Genomic DNA, 21,046 nt, shown 5'->3' on the forward strand with positions numbered 1-21,046 from the left:
CTACGTCCTTATGGTTATCGAAGATTATTTCTGAGTAGATGGAATCATTGGCAGATCCAGGTTCTGCTCTTCGGCGCACTTAATAGCGATGTCGTAACCGGCATCGGCATGGCGCATTACGCCTGTGCCCGGGTCATTGCGCAGAACACGACCTACACGCTCTGCGGCATCATCGCTACCGTCACACACGATAACCATACCAGAGTGTTGCGAGAAGCCCATACCTACGCCGCCGCCGTGGTGCAGAGATACCCAGGTCGCACCTGATGCGGTGTTCAGCATGGCGTTTAGCAGTGGCCAGTCGGAAACGGTATCCGAGCCGTCCATCATGCCTTCAGTTTCACGGTTCGGGCTGGATACTGAACCTGAATCCAGGTGGTCACGACCGATGACGATTGGCGCTTTCAACTCACCGTTTTTGACCATTTCGTTGAACGCTTTACCCAGACGGGCACGGTCTTTCAGACCTACCCAGCAGATACGCGCTGGCAGACCCTGGAACTGGATGCGTTCGCGAGCCATGTCCAGCCAGTTGTGCAGGTGCGGGTTATCAGGGATCAGCTCTTTCACTTTCTGGTCTGTTTTGTAGATGTCTTCCGGATCACCAGACAGGGCTGCCCAACGGAACGGCCCAACGCCTTCACAGAACAGCGGGCGGATGTAAGCAGGGACAAAGCCCGGGAAATCGAATGCGTTTTCAACGCCTTCTTCCAGTGCCATCTGACGGATGTTGTTACCATAGTCAACTGTTGCTGAGCCGGCTTTTTGCAGATCAAGCATCGCCTGAACCTGAACCGCCATCGACTCTTTTGCGGCTTTCATGACCGCGGCTTCGTCCTGAGTACGCATTTCAGCCGCGTATTCCATAGACCAGCCCTGAGGCAGGTAACCGTTTAGCGGGTCGTGTGCGGAAGTTTGGTCAGTGGTACAGTCAGGTACGATACCGCGGCGCACGACTTCCGGGAACACATCAGCAGCGTTACCCAGCAGGCCGACAGACACAGGTTTACCGGTTTGTTTGGCTTCTTCGACAATCGCCAGAGCTTCGTCCAGAGTTGTTGCTTTACAGTCAACGTAACCGGTACGCAGACGGTAATCGATGCGGCTTTCATCACACTCGACAGCAATCATTGAGAAACCCGCCATGGTTGCAGCCAGCGGCTGAGCGCCACCCATGCCACCCAGACCACCGGTCAGGATCCAGCGACCAGATGCATCGCCGTTGAAGTGTTTATTCGCCATTGCCACGAAGGTTTCGTAGGTGCCCTGAACAATGCCCTGAGAGCCGATGTAGATCCAGCTGCCTGCTGTCATCTGGCCGTACATCATCAGGCCTTTCTTATCCAGCTCGTTAAAGTGTTCCCAGTTCGCCCAGTGAGGCACGATATTGGAGTTGGCAATCAGGACACGTGGTGCATTGCTGTGTGTTTTGAATACACCAACCGGCTTACCGGATTGCACCAGCAGTGTTTCATCGTCTTCCAGACGCTTCAGCACTTCGACAATCTTGTCGTAACATTCCCAGTTACGCGCTGCACGGCCGATACCCCCGTAAACCACCAGTGAATGCGGGTGCTCTGCCACATCCGGATGCAGGTTGTTCATCAGCATACGCAGCGGGGCTTCAGTCAGCCAGGATTTCGCATTCAGTGTTGTACCCGTTGGGGCCTTGATAGTACGGCTCTCATCCAGACGCGAATGTGTGTGGGATGTCGATTGTGTCATGTGGCTCTCCTTGCAAAGCTGCCCGTTATGTAATGGTATGAGTGGGCAGCGTTCTGTCGTTGAATTGATTAACTCAAAAGTCCTTATCGCAGGTTGCGGGCGACGGTCCATGCCAGTCGGGCGGCAAGCCTAGCGGTTTGGTTGTCGATGTCGAAACGCGGGTTATATTCCGCCATGTCGAACACCAGAATTTTGCTGTTACCCTGTGGCGTTTTCGCGGCCAGAATGGTTTTCAGTAGTGGCTCAATAATGTCGAATGACACGCCGCGAGCGGCAGGAGCACTGACTCCCGGTGCTGTCGCCGCCGGAAACACGTCGAGATCGATCGTGAGATACAGATAGTCGCATTGGTCGATAAACTGACCGAGAGACTCCTGAATGTCCGGCAGATTAGCCTGCGTCATGTCTTCATCGTCGCGGTACAGCACGCCCAGGGCGTCTGCTTTTTCATACAACGCCTGCGTGTTGCTGGTCCGGCTCAGACCCAGACAGGCGTAACGGAACGGCCAGTTGTTCATTTCGCAGAAGCGGGCAATCTGGTGGAACGGTGTGCCTGAGCTGCCTTTCTGAGATTGCGTGCCCGCTGGCGGGTTACGCAGGTCAAAGTGCGCATCAAAATTGATGATGCCAATGCGCGGGGCCTTTCTTGGTTCACCATTATCTGAACTGTCAACCGCATGTTGTTTTTGCAGCAGGTAGTTGCCGATCCCCTGGAACGAGCCCCATGCCACTTCATGACCACCGCCGAACACCATCACTTTATGGCGTTGGCGCAGGGCATGGCAGACATCTTCACCAAGACGATGCTGGGCCAGTTCAAGGTTGCCGTCATTACAGCTGATATCGCCGCCGTCGTAGACTGGCTCCTGGTGGTGCCAGGCAAGGTTAGCGAGGACTTTGCGAATGGCGACTGGGGCGTCATAGGCGCCTGTGCGGCCTTTATTGCGTGATACGCCTTCATCGCAGGCGAAGCCCAAAATCATGATGCCTTGTTCATTAGCCTGGTCAGCCGGCTGCACTTTCTGGTGCCAGCGCAAGCCTTTTGCGCCATCTTCAGGATCAGTCCGGCCTTGCCAGACATGCATATCAACGGCCATGGTGTGCTCCAGTTACTGCTGGTTGGAAAAAGAGGTGCCCGTCTACCACCCGGAATTTCAGATCCGGAACGCCAATTCGATATGACAGTTCGGCAGGGTGGCTGACAGACCAGACGGCAAGGTCTGCATCCATGCCTACTTTGATCTGGCCGCGGCTATCACTGACGCCCAATGCCTGTGCAGCATGCTGTGTGACACCGCGCAGGGTCTCTTCCGGTGTCAGGCGGAATAGCGTACAAGCCATGTTCATCATGGCGCGCAGTGAGGCCAGTGGCGACGTTCCGGGATTAAAGTCGGTGGAAATGGCCATTGGCACCTGATGGCGACGCAGTGCTTCAATTGGCGGCTGCTGAGTTTCCCGCAGGAAGTAAAACGCCCCAGGGAGCAGCGTGGCGACGGTGCCGTGCTGAGCCAGTGCCTCAACGCCTTGCTCGTCCAGGTATTCGATATGATCTACAGACAGCGCGCCCATTCTGGCCGCCATCGCACTACCGCCAAGGTTGGACAGTTGCTCTGTGTGACCTTTAATGGCCAGACCATGTTGCTTAGCCGCCTCGAAAACGCGCTGACACTGGGCAGTCGAGAAGCCGATACCTTCACAGAACACGTCAACGGCGTCTGCCAATTGCTCTTTGGCCGCGACAGGAATGATTTCCTGACAGATAAGGTCGATATAACCATCGGCATTATCTTTAAACTCCGGTGGCAGAGCATGTGCGGCAAGCAAAGTTGTGGACACTTTGATGTCAGCCTGCTGGCCTATTCGGCGCGCCACGCGCAGCATTTTCAGTTCACTGTCCAGTGTCAGGCCATAACCGGATTTAATTTCTACCGATGTTACACCATCATTTTTTAGACCTTGCAGACGTTCGCAAGCCAGTTCATACAGTTCTTCTTCTGAGGCATTGCGTGTTGCATTGACGGTGGCAAGTATGCCGCCACCGGCCTTGGCAATGGTTTCATACGGCACACCATTCAGGCGTTGCTCAAACTCATTTGCGCGGTTACCGGCAAACACCAGATGGGTATGACAGTCAATCAGCCCCGGGGTAACCAGTGCGCCATGGCAATCAATCACTTCCGGATGGCCGTGGCAGTCATAGTGATCCGCATGACCGGCAAAGGCGATTTTGCCTTGCTCGATTCCAATCATAGCGTTGTCAATGATCTGGTAGCCCGTGTCCGGCATCATGGTGACCATCTTCAGGTTTGTCAGCACTCTGTCCATTTACATGCTCTGGTAAGGTGGTTGTTTATGTATATACAAATTATTAGTCAACAATAGGGTCAAAGACAAGAGATTGTGTAAATGAAATGTGATCAAAATGGCAATAAATCGATACTAACGCAATTTTGATAGTGCTTTATGACCAGGATGAAAGCCCGCCAAACGTGGCTGTCATCGAGTTTGGGAGGAAATGTCGTCAAGGAGGATAGTCAAATGGGGTGCTGTAGTTTGCAAGGTGGCGGTTGAAAGGGAGGAAGGCATGTGAATAGGGGTCTTTGGCTTGCCATTATCCCCTAACTCTAATTACTCAACAGTTTCAAAGTAGAACTTGTAGTCACGTACACCGTCTATCTGAACGCCTTTTTCTCTTAACTCAAGGTACTGTTGAATCTTAATCGTTCTGAAATCCATAGCCTTCAGCGCAAGGATTATCCGTAGTTCATCCATTGACCGTGACTTAGCAGCAGAGTTGCACGTACTACAGATAACATGAGCCTTTGCTTTAAAACCAATCTTATCAAGCCAGTTAAGCTCTTTCGGTTCTTTATGCATACCACAGAAGTAACAGCGGTTGTCTTGCTTCAATGCAGCCTGTTCCCTTGAAGCTTTAGGGCTAAGTGATTTTTTGGGTGGGGTAGTGTTGCTCTTCTTACTACCACTGAACATCGAGAACTGAACGACATTAGACATTTGGATAACTCTTACTCATCAAATACTCATCAAAGTGTATTCGTTTAATTGACTGCGTATAACGACACGTCATTATTACATGTCTTTGTATCCTATTTCTTGTGCAATCAACTAATCAAAGTACCATTAACGTAAAATGGTACTCATTGCAGAGTATAAATGACCGAACGAATGTGATCGGCTCGAGCAAGACCCGATATTCATTTAGGCGATCTGTGCACTTTTGCCATGCATTGATGTTTTGCTATTACACAAAGTCATTGACTCCGTTCTGTCCAATTCTTTGCATCAGTCACCGCACAAAAAGGCATCGCAATGTTTGAATCGCAGTACTTAAACCACCTTGGTTCTGGAGCTGAGCTTGTACTTATTCCCCGGATGATAGAGCAGGGCAGTACTGATCAGGTTCTTATTACTCCAGGTACGGCGGTTCAGTAACAGGCAGGGGGATTGCGGGCTGATGTGCAGTAAATCCGCGATACGCTTGTTGGGCAGCAAGGCCTCAACGGTATGCTCGATATCACTCAGCGGACAGGCTTGTACCAGATACTCGTTCGGCGTTTGAGTGGAGAAGTCCTGTGAGATGTAGTCCGGCGCATAGTCAGGATTTACCCAACGTTCCTCAAGCTGAATAGGGACGTCATTTTCATAATGAACAATTTGGGTAAAGTACACCTCGGTACCGTGCCTGACCCCGAGCCTGAGAGCGACCTCATCGGTGGCTTTAATCGTTGATTGCAGAATCACATCACTGGAGTAAGCATGGCCTCGATTCTTCACTTCTTCAGCAATATTACGAATTTCCATTAGCGGCGATTCTGCTTTTTTATGGCAGACAAAGGTGCCCAGGCGAGGAGTACGCTCAAGTAAGCCCTCGTTCACCAAATCGCGAATCGCTTTATTGGCGGTCATCCGACTGACGGAGAATTGCTCCGACAACATGATTTCGGTCGGCAGCTTATATCCCGGCGGCCATTGCCGAGAATGGATCTTATCTAATAGGTATTGCTTGATTTGAAGGTAACGCGGTGACTGAGCCATAACTGTAACTTTCCAATTGCCTATACAAATGAAAGCAAGTTTCTTTCGCTATAGCAAGTAATAATGCCTCGAAGTGGGGCGTTTGTCATGGCTATGTAACTGAAAAGTGACTTGATTTGTTGAGAAATAATAACATTACGTCTTTCGTGGGTATAAGGGTGAAATTATGTCTAATTATTTCCGCTCTGGCTTTGCATTCTGTGACAGGCGTTTGTTATAGTGGCGCTCTGCCTTTGCATTGGGATATTGCTCAGTATTGCGGTATCGGTGTAATTGGCCTTCACTCATTAAGCTTATCAAAGCTTTACGTTTAAATTGAACATGTCTTGCTTGGTGTGCAAGACCACTGTTAAAGGATAAATACATGCCTGTAATTACTCTTCCTGACGGCAGTCAGCGTCATTTCGACAACCCAGTTTCAACTATGGAAGTCGCAGCATCAATCGGTCCTGGCCTTGCTAAAGCAACCATCGCCGGTCGTGTGAATGGTCAGCGCGTTGATGCGTGTGATCTGATCGAAGAAGATGCGAGCCTTGAAATCATCACCGTTAAAGATGAAGTCGACGGTCTTGAGATCGTTCGTCACTCTTGTGCGCACCTTCTTGGCCACGCATTGAAACAGCTGTACCCGCAAGCCAAAATGGCTATCGGTCCGACCATCGACAACGGTTTCTACTACGACATTGATCTGGACGAGTCGCTGACGCAAGAAGATCTGGAAAAGATCGAAGCGCGTATGCAGGAGCTGGCGAAGACAAAGTACGAAGTTGTTAAGAAAAAAGTCAGCTGGCAGGAAGCGCGTGATACGTTTGAATCACGTGGCGAACCATACAAGATGGAAATCCTGGATGAAAACGTATCTCGCGATGATCGTCCTGGCCTGTACCATCACGAAGAATACGTCGATATGTGTCGTGGTCCACACGTTCCACATATGGGCTTCTGTCAGCACTTTACTCTGCTGAACGTAGCCGGTGCTTACTGGCGTGGTAACAGCGACAACAAGATGTTGCAGCGTATCTACGGTACGGCTTTCCACGATAAGAAAGCCCTGAAGGCGCACCTGACTCGTCTTGAAGAAGCCGCTAAGCGTGACCACCGTAAACTGGGTAAACAGCTTGACCTGTTCCACATGCAGCAGGAAGCTCCGGGTATGGTGTTCTGGCACCACAACGGTTGGTCTATCTTCCGTGATCTGGAAGTTTTCGTTCGTGACAAACTGAACGAATACGGTTACCAGGAAGTGAAAGGTCCGCTGATGATGGACCGCGTTCTGTGGGAACGTTCAGGTCACTGGGACAAATATGCAGATGCGATGTTCACCACGTCTTCTGAGAACCGTGAATACGCGATCAAGCCAATGAACTGTCCGGGTCACGTTCAGATCTTCAACCAGGGTCTGAAGTCTTACCGAGATCTGCCGCTGCGTATGGCGGAATTCGGCTCTTGTCACCGTAACGAACCATCAGGCGCACTACACGGCATTATGCGTGTACGTGGCTTTACTCAGGATGACGCACACATCTTCTGTACTGAAGCTCAGGTACAGCAGGAAGTGACATCTTGTATTAAGATGGTTTACGACACATATCAGACTTTTGGTTTCGACAACATCGTTGTGAAACTGTCTACTCGCCCAGAGAAGCGTGTAGGTTCTGACGAAATGTGGGATAAAGCTGAGTCGGATCTGAAACTTGCGCTAGAATCTATGGAGATTCCTTACGAGATTCAGGAAGGGGAAGGTGCGTTCTACGGTCCTAAGATTGAATTTACTTTGCATGATTGCCTAGATCGAGCTTGGCAGTGCGGTACAGTTCAGTTAGACTTCGCACTTCCTGAGCGTCTTGGCGCAACTTACGTAGGTGAAGATAACGAGCGTCACACGCCGGTTATGATTCACCGTGCGATTCTTGGTTCTCTTGAGCGTTTCATCGGTATCCTTATCGAAGAGTATGCAGGTTTCTTCCCGACCTGGTTGGCACCTCAGCAGGCCGTTGTGATGAATATCACGGACAGTCAGGCTGAATATGTACAACAAGTGGTCGAAAAACTGCAAAAAAGTGGAATTCGAGTCAACGCAGACTTGAGAAATGAGAAAATTGGCTTTAAAATCCGCGAACATACTTTGAAGCGAGTACCTTACATGATTGTCTGCGGTGACAAAGAAGTCGAAGCAGGCGAAGTAGCGGTACGTACTCGCAAGGGTAAAGATTTGGGTAAATTTAAGATTGACGATCTTGTTGCTTACCTGCAGCAAGAGATTAGCAGTCGCAAGCTCAACGTTTTGGAGGACTAAGGTATTAAAGGCGGAAGAAGAACACAAGCACCAGTAAAGCAAAACCCACACCGTATCAACGGCGAAATCCGTGGCGTACGTGAAGTTCGTCTTACTGGTCTCGATGGCGAATCAATTGGTGTTGTTTCCATCGAAGAAGCAATTACTACTGCTCATGAAGCAGGTGTGGATCTGGTTGAAATCAGCCCTAATGCCGAGCCACCTGTCTGTCGTGTGATGGACTATGGCAAGTACCTGTTCGAAAAGAGCAAGGCTGCTAAAGAGCAAAAGAAAAAGCAAAAACAAATCCAGGTTAAGGAAGTTAAATTCCGTCCTGGTACAGACGAAGGCGATTATCAGGTAAAACTGCGCAACCTGACTCGCTTTTTGGAAGAGGGCAACAAGGGTAAGGTCACACTGCGTTTCCGCGGTCGTGAAATGGCCCACCAGAGTCTTGGTATCGAGCTTCTTAACCGAATTAAGGATGACCTTGGCGACCTAGCGGTTGTTGAGAGCTTCCCGAATAAGGTTGAAGGTCGTCAAATGACGATGATGCTTGCCCCTAAGAAGAAGTAATTACGGCATTCAAGTAGCAAAGGCGCTGCTTAACCGCAGCGCTTTTTGTTCGCCTGATTACTATGTTATTAACAATCAACAATGCGGAGTCTCATCATGCCTAAGATGAAATCCAACAAAGGTGCTGCTAAGCGTTTCAAGAAAACTGCTGGTGGTTTTAAGTACAAGCACGCGACTAAACGTCACATCCTGACTAAACGTACTACTAAGAACAAGCGTCAGCTTCGTCCAAACGCTATCCTTCCTGCATGTGAAGTGGCAGCAGTTGCACGTATGCTTCCGTTCGCTTAATCGTTTTTAGTTATAAATTTATTTAGTTAGGAGTCTCCTATGCCTCGCGTAAAACGTGGTGTACAAGCACGTGCACGTCACAAAAAAGTTCTTAAACAAGCTAAAGGTTACTACGGTGCACGTTCACGTGTTTACCGCGTAGCTTTCCAAGCAGTTACTAAAGCTGGTCAGTACGCTTACCGTGACCGTCGCAACAAGAAACGTACTTTCCGTCAACTGTGGATCGCACGTATCAACGCTGCAGCTCGTCAGAACGGTATGTCTTACAGCCGCTTCATCAATGGTCTTAAGAAAGCATCTATCGAGATCGATCGTAAGATCCTTGCTGACATCGCTGTATTCGACAAAGCGACTTTCACTGTTCTAGTTGAAAAAGCGAAAGCTGCACTGTAATTTCAGTCAGTTTTGATGAGGAAAGGAGAGCTTCGGCTCTCCTTTTTTCTTTTGTGCTTTGTACAACTGGCAGAGCAGCATTAAGCATTCAGTTATCTCTGCTGTGTTTTCCCTGAGCAGTTCCGCTCCCCCTGAGTTTCATCTCTTCTTTTTACCCGATGTTTTTACGCGTCGGTCTAAACTTCTACGCATCGCTCTGATAAGCCGGTAAAGCAGGCCGCTTGTATCCTTACCGTTTTGCTGCGGACTGTATTCAGTCATTCATCACGCACTCCCTTTACTGATAAAAAACTGATAGATAGAACTTACATAAAACGCGCTAGTAGCGCCGCATTCTGTAATAGGCAGCATTCAAGCTTAGTTTCCAGAACCAGTGTCAGAGAGCTCTGAGCCGTTGGGATGGTACGACGTTGCTGTAGGCAACCTAATTTAATGAGATCGTGCGTTGTCTTTAATTGGGTTTCTGTCTTGGTTATCTGTTTTAGCAACGCTTTTTCTCTGCCTCTTAACCGAGCAAGGCGATGTTTAGCTGTCATTGTTTGTTCAATCATCTTGATGAAGCTGGTTGAACTTGTATTTGTTTGGGGAGCTGGCTCCAAGGCAGATTCAATAGCGGACTCGCGGCTAAAAATGTCTTGGGCCACTTGAGCTTGTTTTCCTTCAAGCTGTTGCTTTTGGCGGTTGAGTTGGCGCAGCAGCAGCCGAAGCTGCCGCTGTTGTTTTATAAGGGAATATAAATGCGTGTTCATCACAAACAAAGTTATAGTCGGCTTTCATCCAAATCGTTTAACAGTTGCGCGGTTTTGGCTTCTTCAAGTTTGTTCATTAATCGTTTTGACTCAACCTGATCACGTACCGCTTTACTCAGCGTAATGGTCGCACTGACCAGGAAAAGGCTGCAGATACTGTAGTAACCTTTAATCAGCAGGTCGCCGGGTAATTTGATGATGCTGATGACCATCGCCACAACGGCAATCAGAAATGTCGCTTTGGCATAAATTAACCAGTATTTTTCTTGTGTATTCATTGTATTGCTCCTTATGCATTAACTTTTAGGGTCTGGTGAGTGATACCAAGACTTACAGCCTCATAGTCATTCGGTTATCACATTGAAACAAAACGAATAGTTAAGAGAGTTGGAATACATAACTCATCAATCGAACAGTGTTTTTAATTTAGTGGTATATTTCGGTTAATGCAACATTGTTTTTAATAAAATGTTTAAACAGAACGATTGGATTGAGATCATGCGATGAGACTCACGGTTTTATGTCATTGGATTTTCGACAAACTTTGCGTCTGATTATGATGCCTGCATGATCGAATCAGGTTTAAAAGGATGTGAGGGTGGCAAGCGAACGATTATCCACAGTGACAGAGGCAGACAACATGACGAAGAGAAAGGTGCTGGTGACAGGTTTTGAACCTTTTGGCGGAGAAGCACTTAATCCATCAGCATTGATTCTTGAGCAGTTAGCCCAACCGGAAGCGCAGTCCAGGCTGCATCAGGCTGGCGTGGTTCTTGTTACCCAAAAGCTGCCTGTGGTACGTCGCAGTGCAATTGAGCAATGTATTGTTGCTATCGAAAAGTATCTGCCGGATATGGTGATCATGCTGGGGCAGGCCGGGGGGCGTCCAGCCATTAGCTTCGAAAAAGTGGCTATTAATCTTGATGATTTTCGTATTGAAGACAATGCCGGTAACCAGCCAGTTGATGAACCTGTGGTGACAGATGGACCGGCCGCCTATTTTACAACTATGCCCGTTAAAGCCATGGTGCAGGCGGTGAATGGGGTAGGTGTCCCGGCTGAGATTTCTTACAGCGCCGGCACTTTTGTATGTAACCACCTGTTTTATGGCGTCATGCACTACCTGGCTCAATTCAACCGTAACCTATCGCGTTCAGAACAGAGCGATCTGCACATTCGGGCCGACTTTGTACATGTCCCTTTTTTGCCGGAGCAGACCATGGGTGATGGTCACAAACCTTCACTGACGCTGACGCAGATGACGGAGGGAATCTGCGCCGCAATTGTCTGTGCTGCGGTGACAGGTGACGACATCCGGTCACAAGGGGGAAATCTTCATTAATGCCGGTGAAATGAGCCTTTAATAGGACACCCAATAACAATCGCGGGATCAATGGGCTAAAGACGATTTTTTTCGCCCAATCCCACGCTTTTAGTGCGATTGGATTTGGATTTAGACGCATGTTTCTTTAGTATGTATCGTTACGCGAATTTATATCTCCCTAAAGGACGCCACCTGTAGGTGGATGAGGAAACGATGCAACATCTAGACGAGATTATTGCCAACGCAACGGCAGCTATTGAGCAGGCTGAATCATTAGTCGCTCTGGACGAAGTCCGCGTCCAATATCTGGGCAAGAAGGGCGAACTGACTCTTCAACTTCAGAGCCTGGGCAAACTTCCACCGGAAGAGCGTCGCTCAGCAGGTCAGGAAATCAACAAAGCGAAAGGTGCTGTACAGCAGGCTATTGCAGCGCGTAAAGACGCACTGCAAAGTGCCGAGCTGGAAGCGAAACTGGCCGCAGAAATGGTTGATGTGACTCTGCCTGGTCGCCGCATCGAAAACGGTGGTCTGCACCCGGTTACCCGTACGGTTGAACGTATCGAGCAATTCTTTGGTGAACTTGGCTTCAATGTGGAGTCTGGCCCTGAAATTGAAGATGCTTTCCACAACTTTGATGCGCTGAATATTGCCGCAGATCACCCTGCACGTACGGATCACGATACCTTCTTCTTTAACCCAGATCTGATGCTTCGTACTCACACTTCAGGGGTTCAGATTCGTACGATGGAAAATGGTAAGCCACCATTTCGTTTCATCGCACCGGGCCGTGTATACCGTAACGACTACGACCAGACTCATACCCCAATGTTCCATCAGGTAGAAGGTATGCTGGTAGACGAGAATGTAAATTTCGCACAGCTGAAAGGCATTCTGCATGACTTCCTGTGTAACTTCTTCGAGGAAGAAGTGGAAGTCCGTTTCCGTCCGTCATACTTCCCGTTCACAGAGCCTTCTGCAGAAGTAGACGTGAAAGGTAAAAATGGTAAGTGGCTTGAGGTTCTGGGCTGCGGTATGGTTCATCCGAACGTACTGCGCAGCGTAGGCATTGATCCTGAGAAATACTCTGGTTTTGCATTCGGTATGGGTGTAGAGCGTCTGACCATGCTTCGTTATGGTGTAAACGATCTGCGCGCGTTCTTCGAGAACGACCTTCGTTTCCTGAAACAGTTCAAGTAATCCAGAGGTTTAGACACAATGAAATTCAGCGAATCATGGCTTCGTGAGTGGGTAAATCCTGCGATTACTACTGACGAACTGACTCACCAAATTACTATGGCTGGCCTTGAGGTAGACGACGTGCTGCCTGTTGCCGGCTCTTTCACTGGCGTAAAAGTGGGTCACGTTGTTGAATGTGGCCAGCACCCGGATGCTGACAAACTGCGTGTAACGAAAGTTGACGTGGGCGAAGAAGAGCTTCTGGACATCGTTTGTGGTGCGGCAAACTGTCGTCAGGGCCTGAAAGTGGCTGTAGCGACTGTTGGCGCAGTACTGCCGGGTGATTTCAAAATCAAAAAAGCGAAGCTGCGTGGCCAGCCTTCTCACGGCATGCTGTGTTCATTCACTGAACTGGGTATTGACGTTGAGTCTGATGGCATCATGGAGCTGGCAGAAGACGCAGTAATAGGTACTGACTTCCGTGCGTTCCTGGGTCTGGATGACGTAACTGTTGACGTTGACCTGACGGCTAACCGCGCTGACTGTTTCAGCATTCGTGGCATGGCGCGTGAAGTGGGCGTACTGAACCGTGCAGACGTGACTGAGCCTCAAGCTGATGCAGTTGCGCCTTCTATCGATGACACCGTCTCGATTGACGTGAAAGCGCCAGCAGCGTGTCCTCGTTACCTGGGCCGTATCATCAAGAACGTAAATGTTCAGGCGGAAACACCACTATGGATGCAAGAAAAACTGCGTCGTTGTGGTATTCGCTCAATTGACCCTGTTGTAGACATCACTAACTACGTGCTTCTGGAGCAAGGTCAACCAATGCACGCATTTGATCTGGCGAAGATCGAAGGTGGCATCGTCGTTCGTATGGCTGAGCAAGGCGAGAAGCTGACTCTGCTGGACGGTACAGAAGCAGAATTGAACGCCGATACACTGGTTGTCGCAGACCACAACAAAGCACTGGCAATCGCCGGTATTTTTGGTGGCGAAGCGTCTGGTGTTACTGGCGAAACAAAAGATGTGCTGCTTGAGTGTGCATTCTTTGCACCTGACCATATCCGTGGTCGTGCGCGTAGCTACGGTCTGCACACTGATTCTTCTATGCGTTTTGAGCGTGGTGTGGATTACGCACTGCAGCACAGCGCGATGGAGCGAGCCACTCAGCTGTTGGTTGAGATTTGTGGCGGCGAAGTGGCCCCTGTGGTCGCGGTTGAATCTGACGCAGACCTGCCAAAGGCAAATACTGTATCACTGCGCCGTGCAAAACTGGACAGCCTGCTGGGTCACCACATTGCTGATGCAGATGTGGTTGAAATCCTTGAGCGTCTGGGTATGGCTGTTGCGACAACCGAAGAAGGTTGGTCTGCGATTGCGCCAACCTGGCGTTTTGACATTGCGATTGAGCAGGATCTGATTGAAGAAGTTGGCCGTATCTACGGTTACAACAATATTCCGAATCAGTCTCCGGCTGCTGCACTGAAGATGCACGATCACCAGGAAGCCAACCTGCCTCTGAAACGTGTTCGTCATCTGCTGGTTGATCGTGGTTACCACGAAGCGATCACTTACAGTTTTGTCGAGCCTGAGCAGCAAAAGCTGATCGTACCGGATGTTGAGCCGCTGGTACTGCCAAACCCGATTTCGGCAGAAATGTCAGCAATGCGTCTTGGTCTGCTTCAAGGGCTGCTGAATACCGTAGTTCACAACCAGAAACGTCAACAGCCGCGTGTTCGCCTGTTCGAATACGGTCTGCGTTTCATTCCTTGTGAGTCTGCTGAAAATGGCATGCGTCAGGAGCCGATGCTGGCAGGTGTTATCGCAGGTACTCGCAGTGAAGAACACTGGGATATCGCGACGAACACCGTTGATTTCTTCGATCTGAAGGGCGACCTGGAAGCCATTCTGGAACTAACTTCTAACGAGAAAGCATACAGCTTCAAGGCGGCTAAACATCCTGCACTGCACCCAGGTCAGTCTGCTGCCATCATCGTTGACGGTAAAGAAGTGGGTGTGATCGGTACTGTTCACCCTGAACTGGAGCGCAAGTTTGGTCTGAATGGCCGTACGATCGTGTTCGAAATCGAATGGTCAGCCATCGACTCTCGTGTGATTCCGGAAGCTGTAGCTTTGTCTAAGTTCCCATCTAACCGTCGTGATATCGCGGTTGTTGTAAATGAAGACATTGCAGCTGGTGACATTCTTGAGGCATGCAATGCTAACGGTGGTGAGCTGCTGAAAGACGTTAACCTGTTTGACGTTTATCGCGGTAAGGGCATTGAAGAAGGTCAGAAGAGCCTGGCAATTGCTCTGACACTGCAGTCAGCAGAACGTACCCTGGAAGAAGCCGATATTGCCGCAGCGGTTGAGAAGATTGTTACAGCACTGTCTGAGCAATTTGGTGCCAGCCTGCGCGATTAATGCAAATCCAGCATCGCGAAGGGGTGTTCATCGATCGATTAACAACCAGCCTTCATGATGTTTTAAGTAATTGTTTTATCAAGAGCAGTCCTTCGGGGCTGCTTTTTTTGATCTAACTCTAATTTATCTAACTTTTTGATAGTTAGCGGTTATTCCTATATGTCCATAAATTGATAGTTGGATATTTTGTAAATTATCAACTTTGCAGCAAATGTTATTGCTATCCATTCATCTAAAGCACAACCTGATGCATGTTTTTGACGGTTTGGCACATGCAAAAATCAATAATTTGACAGCAAGTTCACTTAAAAAAGTTGGCGGAAATCAGGAAGTTGGCATAAACTTGTCTCTAGCTAGGATATCCAGTGTCGAAAACGTCCTCCAGTTTTCTGACGCACAGGGTCTTACTGGACTAATACGCTGCAGGTATAGCCCTTGTTATAGCTGCGATCCATTCAACATAGTCTTGAGGGAATTATCTATGGCGCTCACAAAAGCCGATTTGGCTGAGAACCTGTTTGAGAATGTTGGATTAAGCAAACGGGACGCCAAGGATACGGTGGAAGTCTTCTTCGAAGAGATCAGAAAGGCGCTTGAGTGTGGCGAACAAGTTAAATTATCAGGTTTTGGTAACTTTGACCTTCGTGACAAAAATGAGCGTCCTGGAAGGAATCCAAAAACGGGTGAAGATATTCCGATTTCTGCCCGCCGGGTTGTGACTTTCCGACCAGGTCAAAAACTGAAAGCTCGCGTAGAAAATATCGAAATCAAAGAGTAAAACGCGGGACCGGATGATAAGAACCCAGGTAAGGTGTGTAGAACTTACCTGGGTTTTTCTTTGCCTGTTATTTGCTTCACTTGTTCGTTCCACATTTCCACTTCAGGTTAGCGAAAAATTCTTAGCCTACCTCCAATTACAGCGCTTTTTCTGATTAAATTTACTTAAAACGCATCAGATGTGTGATGTTGATGTTAAATATATGTTTTTCTGCGGTTTGATTTACAAGGGGAGAGCGCTAAAATGTCGGCATCCCGATTGAGAAATACTGATTAACAGGGAGAAGTTCAATGGGAATGTTAAAGCTGGTGAAAAGCGGAGACTTTCTGGCAGCAAGCCTGAATATGGAGCTGTCAGTAAAAACAGGAAAGTGGCATACCGCCAGCGGTGTAAAATGTGAGCTTCTTGGGCGAGGGATTTTGCAAATCACCCCGCCGGACCTCGCTGAAGATACAAAAGATATCGTGCTGTCTTCAGGGGTTCACGGTGATGAAACCAGCCCGATTGAATTGGTTCAGCAACTGGCACGACGAATTCTGGTTGATGGTCTGGTACCTGCCCACCGTTTATTGCTGATTATTGGCCATCCTGAGGCGATCAATCTGCACAAGCGGTTTGTGGTCGAAAACATGAACCGACTGTTCAATACCGAAAATCCAACAGAAAATCCTGATTGCCTGCGTGCAAACGAATTGCAGCAAGCGGTTATTAATTTCTATTCTCACCCTGATCGCCAACAGGCTTCACGTTGGCATCTGGATCTACACTGTGCGATTCGCGATTCAGAGCACTATACTTTTGCCGTTAGTCCATTTACGGAAAATCCTACCCGCAGCAAAGCCCTGTTTTCATTTATGCAGCGTGCTGAGTTAGAAGCGGTACTGCTGTCAAGCAGCTCGTCTTCGACGTTTAGCTGGTTCAGCGCGGAGAAATTTTCTGCTCAAGCACTGACGGTAGAATTGGGGAAAGTGGCGAAGTTTGGTGAAAATGACCTGGAGCGTCTGGCCGCTTTTGATCAGGCAATGCTGGAGCTGGTGACCGTACCGCAAGTTGAATACCACTGGCAGGGTGATCTGCTAAGTATTTATAAGGTCACTCGGACCCTGGTTAAACAGACCGATGAGTTTAAGCTGAACTTCCCGAATGATCAGGCTAACTTCACCTTTTTCGATCAAGGTAAGCTGCTTGGCAGTGACGAAGGGGTTGAATACTTCGCGTTAGAAGGCGGAGAAGCCGTTGTCTTTCCGAATGCCAATGTTGCTCTGGGTCAGCGAGCTTGTCTGCTGGTGCGTAAAACAGAGGTGAATCTGGGTGAGCAAATCACCGTGAAGTAAGTCGGATTGATTAAATCGGAGTCACTTTTGTCTGAATAATCATTGGGCTAGTGAGGGTTGCTTTCCATTTCCTGACTGAGCGAGTATGGTAATACCAAACTGGCTGGTCAGTTTGGTTTAAACCTCATTATTGTGTACTCCTGATGCTACTGAATGAACTAAGAGTTCGCCACGAGTCCAGATGGCGACTGGCAATCTTGATAGCAGGCGTCTTGCTACTGGCGGCCTGCTTTTTTTCCCTTGCGGTCGGTGAAATTTTTATCTGGCCGTGGTCACCTGACGGTCTGCTGGAACAGCAGTTACTGACACAATTACGTTTTCCCCGTTTGTTGGCGGCATTGGCGATTGGTGCCTCTCTGGCGGCCTCTGGAGCTGTGTTGCAGGTATTACTGGGGAATCCGCTGGCAGAACCCGGCGTATTAGGCATTTCCGGTGGTGCCAGCCTGGCTTTGGTTGTCGTCCTATTTGCTCTGCCACTCGCACCGACGCCATTGATCATGATGGCAGCGGCAATGGTTGGTGCGTTCTGTTTTACGCTTATTCTGGTCGGGTTGTCTCAGCGACGCAAAGTGTCAACGGCACGGCTATTACTGATCGGTGTTGCACTTGGGATTTTATCCGGTGCTATGGTGACCTGGGCTTTCTACTTCAGTGATGATCTGAATTTACGCATGCTGATGTACTGGCTGATGGGAAGTGTCGCCGGTGTGAGCTGGCCGCAACTGGTGCTGCTGGTCGCGATGATGCCTGTTCTTGTCTGGCTCTGCTTGCAGGGCAAAAAGCTGGATTTACTGATGCTGGGCGAAAACCAGGCCAGACAACTGGGGCTGGATGTCGCGGCATTTCGCTGGCGTCTGATTCTGATTGTATCCCTGTTAGTCGGCGCTTCCGTTGCCCTTGGGGGCATTATTGGGTTTATCGGGTTAGTGGTGCCGCATCTGCTCCGGCTCGCACTGGGGGCGGAAAATCGCTTTCTGTTGCCGCTCTCGGCTTTGTTTGGCGCTTTGTTACTGGCACTGGCAGATACTTTGGCCAGAGTGCTGCTTCCGGCAGCCGAGTTGCCAGTGGGGGTGGTGATTACAACGCTCGGTGCGCCATTGTTTATCTGGATGTTGCTCCGATCTCAGCTAGATTGATGGAATAAGCTTGATGACGTTATCTCAAACACATGCATCTGTGGTGATTCAGGCGCACAATCTGGCTATGCCACATCGTTTACTTCCGGTTTCTTTTGACGTGAAAGCCGGGGAAATTGTGCATTTAATTGGGCCGAACGGCAGCGGTAAAAGTACCGCCATTGCCATGCTATCGGGGCTGGTTGATTACCAGGGAGAGATTCAGTTCTCCGGGAAAGCACTAGTGCAGTTTGATTTGGCCACACTGGCCCGGAACAGGAGCTATCTTTCTCAACAGGACCGGCCCGCTTTTGCTGTGGCGGTGTATCACTATCTGTCACTTTCTCTCTCGGCGATTGGGCAGGTTGATGAAGAGCATGCGCAAGCGGCTGTTAACGAAATTTGTACCGCGCTGAAAATCAGAGACAAACTGAACCGAAGTATTCAGCAGCTTTCAGGCGGCGAGTGGCAACGGGTAAGGCTGGCGGCGGCGTGTCTTCAGGTGTGGCCGGATCTCAATCCGGATGCTCGGCTTCTGTTGCTGGATGAGCCGGCGGCAGCGCTGGATATCGGCCAGGAAGCGGTGATGTACAAATTGATCCGTAAAGTGGCCAACATGGGCATAGCTGTGGTGATGGCCAATCATGATTTAAATCGTACTCTGCGCGAAGCTGACAAAGTGTTGCTACTGAACAACGGTTCCTGTGTTGCCAAGGGGCAGCCCAAAGAAGTTATGACGGTTGAGATGCTGGAGCAGGTGTTTGCGACCCGTATTCAGCGTATAGAGCATGATGGGCGCGCCTGTCTGCTGTTTAATGATTAATAGGGTTCCGGGTGTTACCCGGATCGTCAAGGAGGAAAAATGACAATACCGAGCTGGGATCTTTCCATTGCTTATCGTGATCTGGATGATCCGAAGATCCAACAGGATCTGGCCTTCGCGGAAGAAAAATTGCCTGAACTGGTAAAATTTGAAACCGGGACGCCGGAAGGGCTGGCTGGTGCCCTAAAACTTCTGGCCAGTGTCAAGCTGCGAATTCATACCTTGTCTACATATGTGAACTGCCTGCTCTCTGTGGATGCATCTGATGTTGCTGCCAAGAAAGTGATGGGTAAGGTCAACAAGCTGCTGTCACAACTAGAGCAGGCCATCACACCGTATAACCAGGCAATCGTTAATCTTGAAGACAGTGACTTCAACCTGCTGATGACAACCTACGGCATCGAGGAATGGCGTTTCAGACTGGAATGTGCCCGTATGCTGAAAAATCGTCAGCTGTCCATCGCAGAAGAGCAGTTGATGACAGCTCTGGATCAGGACGGACGTGAAGCGTGGGGAAGGTTGTATGACAACATCACCGGCAGTTTGTCGGTTACCCTGACTTTGCCTCATGGCAAAAAAGAAACCATGGGGCTGTCACAGGCGGCCAGCCTTTTGTATGGCGGAGACAGCCTGCGTCGTGAACCAGCCTGGCGCGCGATTTCAGAAGCGATGACGGTTCATCAGGAAAGTTTTGCGGCGATTCTGAATGCCCTGGCCGGTGCGCGTCTGACTGAGTATGACAAACGCAGTCATACCGAGCAGGTACATTTTCTTGATCCAAGCTTGCATCTTAGCTGCATCCAGAAACAGACGCTGGATTCTATGATGAATGTAGCAAAAGACAGCCGCCCAATCGGGCAGAAAGCCGGTTTGCTGATGGCGCGTCTGTTTGGGACTGAGAAACTGAAGCCCTGGGATGAGCTTGCCTCTATGCCGGCATTGCTGTCGGCAGAGTCGCCGACAGAAACTACGGCCTCGAATGACGGTCAGACATACAGTTTTGAGCAAGGTATCGACATTATTCGTGAAGCCTTTGCTGGAGTGAATCCGGAAATGGGCGAGTTTGTCGATATGATGGTCGAAAACAAGCTGATTGATGCCGCGCCACAGCCAAACAAGCGCTTGGGGGCTTACTGTACCAAACTTGCCGATACCCGTACGCCGCTGGTGTTTATGACCTGGGGTGGAAGTATGTCCGATGTGCTGACACTGGCACATGAACTTGGCCATGCTTTCCATAACTGGGTGATGCGTGATATGCCGTTGCAAAAAACGCAATATCCAATGACGCTGGCTGAAACCGCATCGATCTTTGCTGAAAACGTGGTTCGCGATGCATTAATGGATAAAGCCCAGAGCGATCAGGACAAGCTGTTGATGCTATGGGAAGAAGCCCAGTCGGCATTGGCCCTGCTTATTAATATCCCGGTGCGTTACGAATTCGAAAAAGCGTTTTATGATCAGCGTTCGGCAGGGGAGTTCACTCCGGATCAGCTCAAGGCGTTAATGTCTGAGACCTGGCGTGACTGGTATGGCAATGCAATGGACGAAACCAGTGAGATGTTCTGGGCCAGCAAGCTCCATTTCAGTATCGCTGACATCAGTTTCTACAATTACCCATACCTGTTCGGCTATTTGTTCAGTAAAGGTGTTTATGCGCAACGTGCTGCGAAAGGTGAACATTTCTATGAAGACTACAAAGCCTTACTGCGTGATACCGGCTCTATGATGGCTGAAGAGGTAGTTGAAAAACACTTGGGCATGGACATTCGCCAGCCAGAATTCTGGCAGCAGAGTGTGGATATGGTAGCGAAACAGATCGACGAGTTCGAAAGGTTACTGGCAGCTTATCAGACAGAGAGTAAATAACAGTCAGCCTTTTAGCGTTCTTCATTCTCTATTTTCGTTTCTGATGTTTTGTGTAAACTCAGACTAGCAGAAAGAAAAACAGCCCGGGAGTTACCCGGGCTGTTGCTAAGTACATGTTGTTGCTTTTTTGATTGT

At 49.3% G+C, this 21,046-nt stretch carries 19 protein-coding genes; 12 read left to right on the forward strand and 7 right to left on the reverse strand.

The genetic code is table 11. The features are described 5' to 3' along the window. Positions 1-24: 24 nt before the first annotated feature. The 5 genes from hutU to hutC form a co-directional block, all read right to left on the reverse strand. Entirely contained in the window at positions 25-1,725 is a 1,701-nt protein-coding gene (gene hutU, locus C9I92_RS13565) for a urocanate hydratase (RefSeq protein ID WP_047885321.1), read from the reverse strand. A gap of 83 nt (positions 1,726-1,808) precedes the next feature. Further along, a complete protein-coding gene (gene hutG, locus C9I92_RS13570) occupies positions 1,809-2,822 on the reverse strand; it encodes a formimidoylglutamase (RefSeq protein ID WP_047885322.1) in 1,014 nt (337 codons plus the stop codon). Further along, the gene (gene hutI, locus C9I92_RS13575) at positions 2,812-4,050 is read right to left on the reverse strand and encodes an imidazolonepropionase (protein WP_047885323.1); all 1,239 of its coding nucleotides are present in this window, start codon (positions 4,048-4,050) and stop codon (positions 2,812-2,814) included. The genes hutG and hutI overlap by 11 nt, the downstream gene beginning before the upstream one ends. A 303-nt stretch (positions 4,051-4,353) precedes the next feature. Continuing rightward, complete coding sequence (locus C9I92_RS13580; RefSeq protein ID WP_047885324.1) at positions 4,354-4,740, reverse strand: hypothetical protein; 387 nt, start codon at positions 4,738-4,740, stop codon at positions 4,354-4,356. A gap of 333 nt (positions 4,741-5,073) precedes the next feature. Beyond that, complete coding sequence (hutC, locus tag C9I92_RS13585) at positions 5,074-5,781, reverse strand: histidine utilization transcriptional repressor HutC (RefSeq protein ID WP_047885325.1); 708 nt, start codon at positions 5,779-5,781, stop codon at positions 5,074-5,076. Positions 5,782-6,145: 364 nt separating this feature from the next. On the opposite strand from hutC, the gene thrS reads away from it, so the two are divergent. The 4 genes from thrS (at position 6,146) to rplT (ending at position 9,316) form a co-directional block, all read left to right on the forward strand. Then, positions 6,146-8,077 (forward strand): threonine--tRNA ligase, encoded by a 1,932-nt coding sequence (gene thrS, locus C9I92_RS13590; RefSeq protein ID WP_047885326.1) that lies wholly within the window; start codon positions 6,146-6,148, stop codon positions 8,075-8,077. Positions 8,078-8,080: 3 nt separating this feature from the next. Beyond that, positions 8,081-8,632, forward strand: coding sequence for a translation initiation factor IF-3 (gene infC, locus C9I92_RS13595; RefSeq protein ID WP_084712557.1), 552 nt, complete (start codon positions 8,081-8,083; stop codon positions 8,630-8,632). A 96-nt stretch (positions 8,633-8,728) separates the two neighbouring features. After that, positions 8,729-8,923 (forward strand): 50S ribosomal protein L35, encoded by a 195-nt coding sequence (rpmI, locus tag C9I92_RS13600; protein WP_047885328.1) that lies wholly within the window; start codon positions 8,729-8,731, stop codon positions 8,921-8,923. A gap of 39 nt (positions 8,924-8,962) precedes the next feature. Beyond that, positions 8,963-9,316 carry a 50S ribosomal protein L20 gene (gene rplT, locus C9I92_RS13605; protein WP_007469869.1) on the forward strand — a complete coding sequence of 118 codons (354 nt, stop codon included), beginning with the start codon at positions 8,963-8,965 and terminating at the stop codon, positions 9,314-9,316. A 305-nt stretch (positions 9,317-9,621) separates the two neighbouring features. On the opposite strand, the gene C9I92_RS13610 is transcribed toward rplT, so the two are convergent. Both C9I92_RS13610 and C9I92_RS13615 read right to left on the reverse strand, forming a co-directional pair. Continuing rightward, positions 9,622-10,065, reverse strand: a complete 444-nt coding sequence (locus tag C9I92_RS13610; protein ID WP_047885329.1) for a hypothetical protein — start codon at positions 10,063-10,065, stop codon at positions 9,622-9,624. 11 nt (positions 10,066-10,076) lie between these two features. Beyond that, a complete protein-coding gene (locus tag C9I92_RS13615; protein WP_047885330.1) occupies positions 10,077-10,343 on the reverse strand; it encodes a YiaA/YiaB family inner membrane protein in 267 nt (88 codons plus the stop codon). A 362-nt stretch (positions 10,344-10,705) separates the two neighbouring features. Between C9I92_RS13615 and pcp the strand changes: the two genes are divergently transcribed. The 8 genes from pcp to C9I92_RS13655 all read left to right on the forward strand — a co-directional run bounded on the left by pcp (position 10,706) and on the right by C9I92_RS13655 (position 20,911). Then, positions 10,706-11,407: a pyroglutamyl-peptidase I gene (pcp, locus tag C9I92_RS13620; protein WP_047885331.1), complete on the forward strand. Its 702-nt coding sequence runs from the start codon at positions 10,706-10,708 to the stop codon at positions 11,405-11,407. Between the two features lie 195 nt (positions 11,408-11,602). Continuing rightward, positions 11,603-12,586, forward strand: coding sequence for a phenylalanine--tRNA ligase subunit alpha (pheS, locus tag C9I92_RS13625; protein ID WP_047885332.1), 984 nt, complete (start codon positions 11,603-11,605; stop codon positions 12,584-12,586). A gap of 18 nt (positions 12,587-12,604) precedes the next feature. Beyond that, on the forward strand, positions 12,605-14,992 hold the full coding sequence (pheT, locus tag C9I92_RS13630; RefSeq protein ID WP_047885333.1) for a phenylalanine--tRNA ligase subunit beta: 2,388 nt from the start codon (positions 12,605-12,607) through the stop codon (positions 14,990-14,992). 481 nt (positions 14,993-15,473) lie between these two features. Next, complete coding sequence (ihfA, locus tag C9I92_RS13635; RefSeq protein ID WP_047885334.1) at positions 15,474-15,770, forward strand: integration host factor subunit alpha; 297 nt, start codon at positions 15,474-15,476, stop codon at positions 15,768-15,770. 290 nt (positions 15,771-16,060) lie between these two features. Next, on the forward strand, positions 16,061-17,104 hold the full coding sequence (astE, locus tag C9I92_RS13640) for a succinylglutamate desuccinylase (RefSeq protein ID WP_053061821.1): 1,044 nt from the start codon (positions 16,061-16,063) through the stop codon (positions 17,102-17,104). 143 nt (positions 17,105-17,247) lie between these two features. Further along, a complete protein-coding gene (btuC, locus tag C9I92_RS13645) occupies positions 17,248-18,240 on the forward strand; it encodes a vitamin B12 ABC transporter permease BtuC (protein ID WP_047885335.1) in 993 nt (330 codons plus the stop codon). A 13-nt stretch (positions 18,241-18,253) separates the two neighbouring features. After that, the gene (gene btuD / locus C9I92_RS13650; protein WP_169776028.1) at positions 18,254-19,042 is read left to right on the forward strand and encodes a vitamin B12 ABC transporter ATP-binding protein BtuD; all 789 of its coding nucleotides are present in this window, start codon (positions 18,254-18,256) and stop codon (positions 19,040-19,042) included. Between the two features lie 39 nt (positions 19,043-19,081). Continuing rightward, positions 19,082-20,911: a M3 family oligoendopeptidase gene (locus C9I92_RS13655; RefSeq protein WP_047885336.1), complete on the forward strand. Its 1,830-nt coding sequence runs from the start codon at positions 19,082-19,084 to the stop codon at positions 20,909-20,911. The last annotated feature ends 135 nt before the right edge of the window (positions 20,912-21,046 follow it).

Origin of the sequence: Photobacterium ganghwense (genome assembly GCF_003025595.1) — a bacterium.
Classification (GTDB): Bacteria; Pseudomonadota; Gammaproteobacteria; order Enterobacterales; family Vibrionaceae; genus Photobacterium; species Photobacterium ganghwense.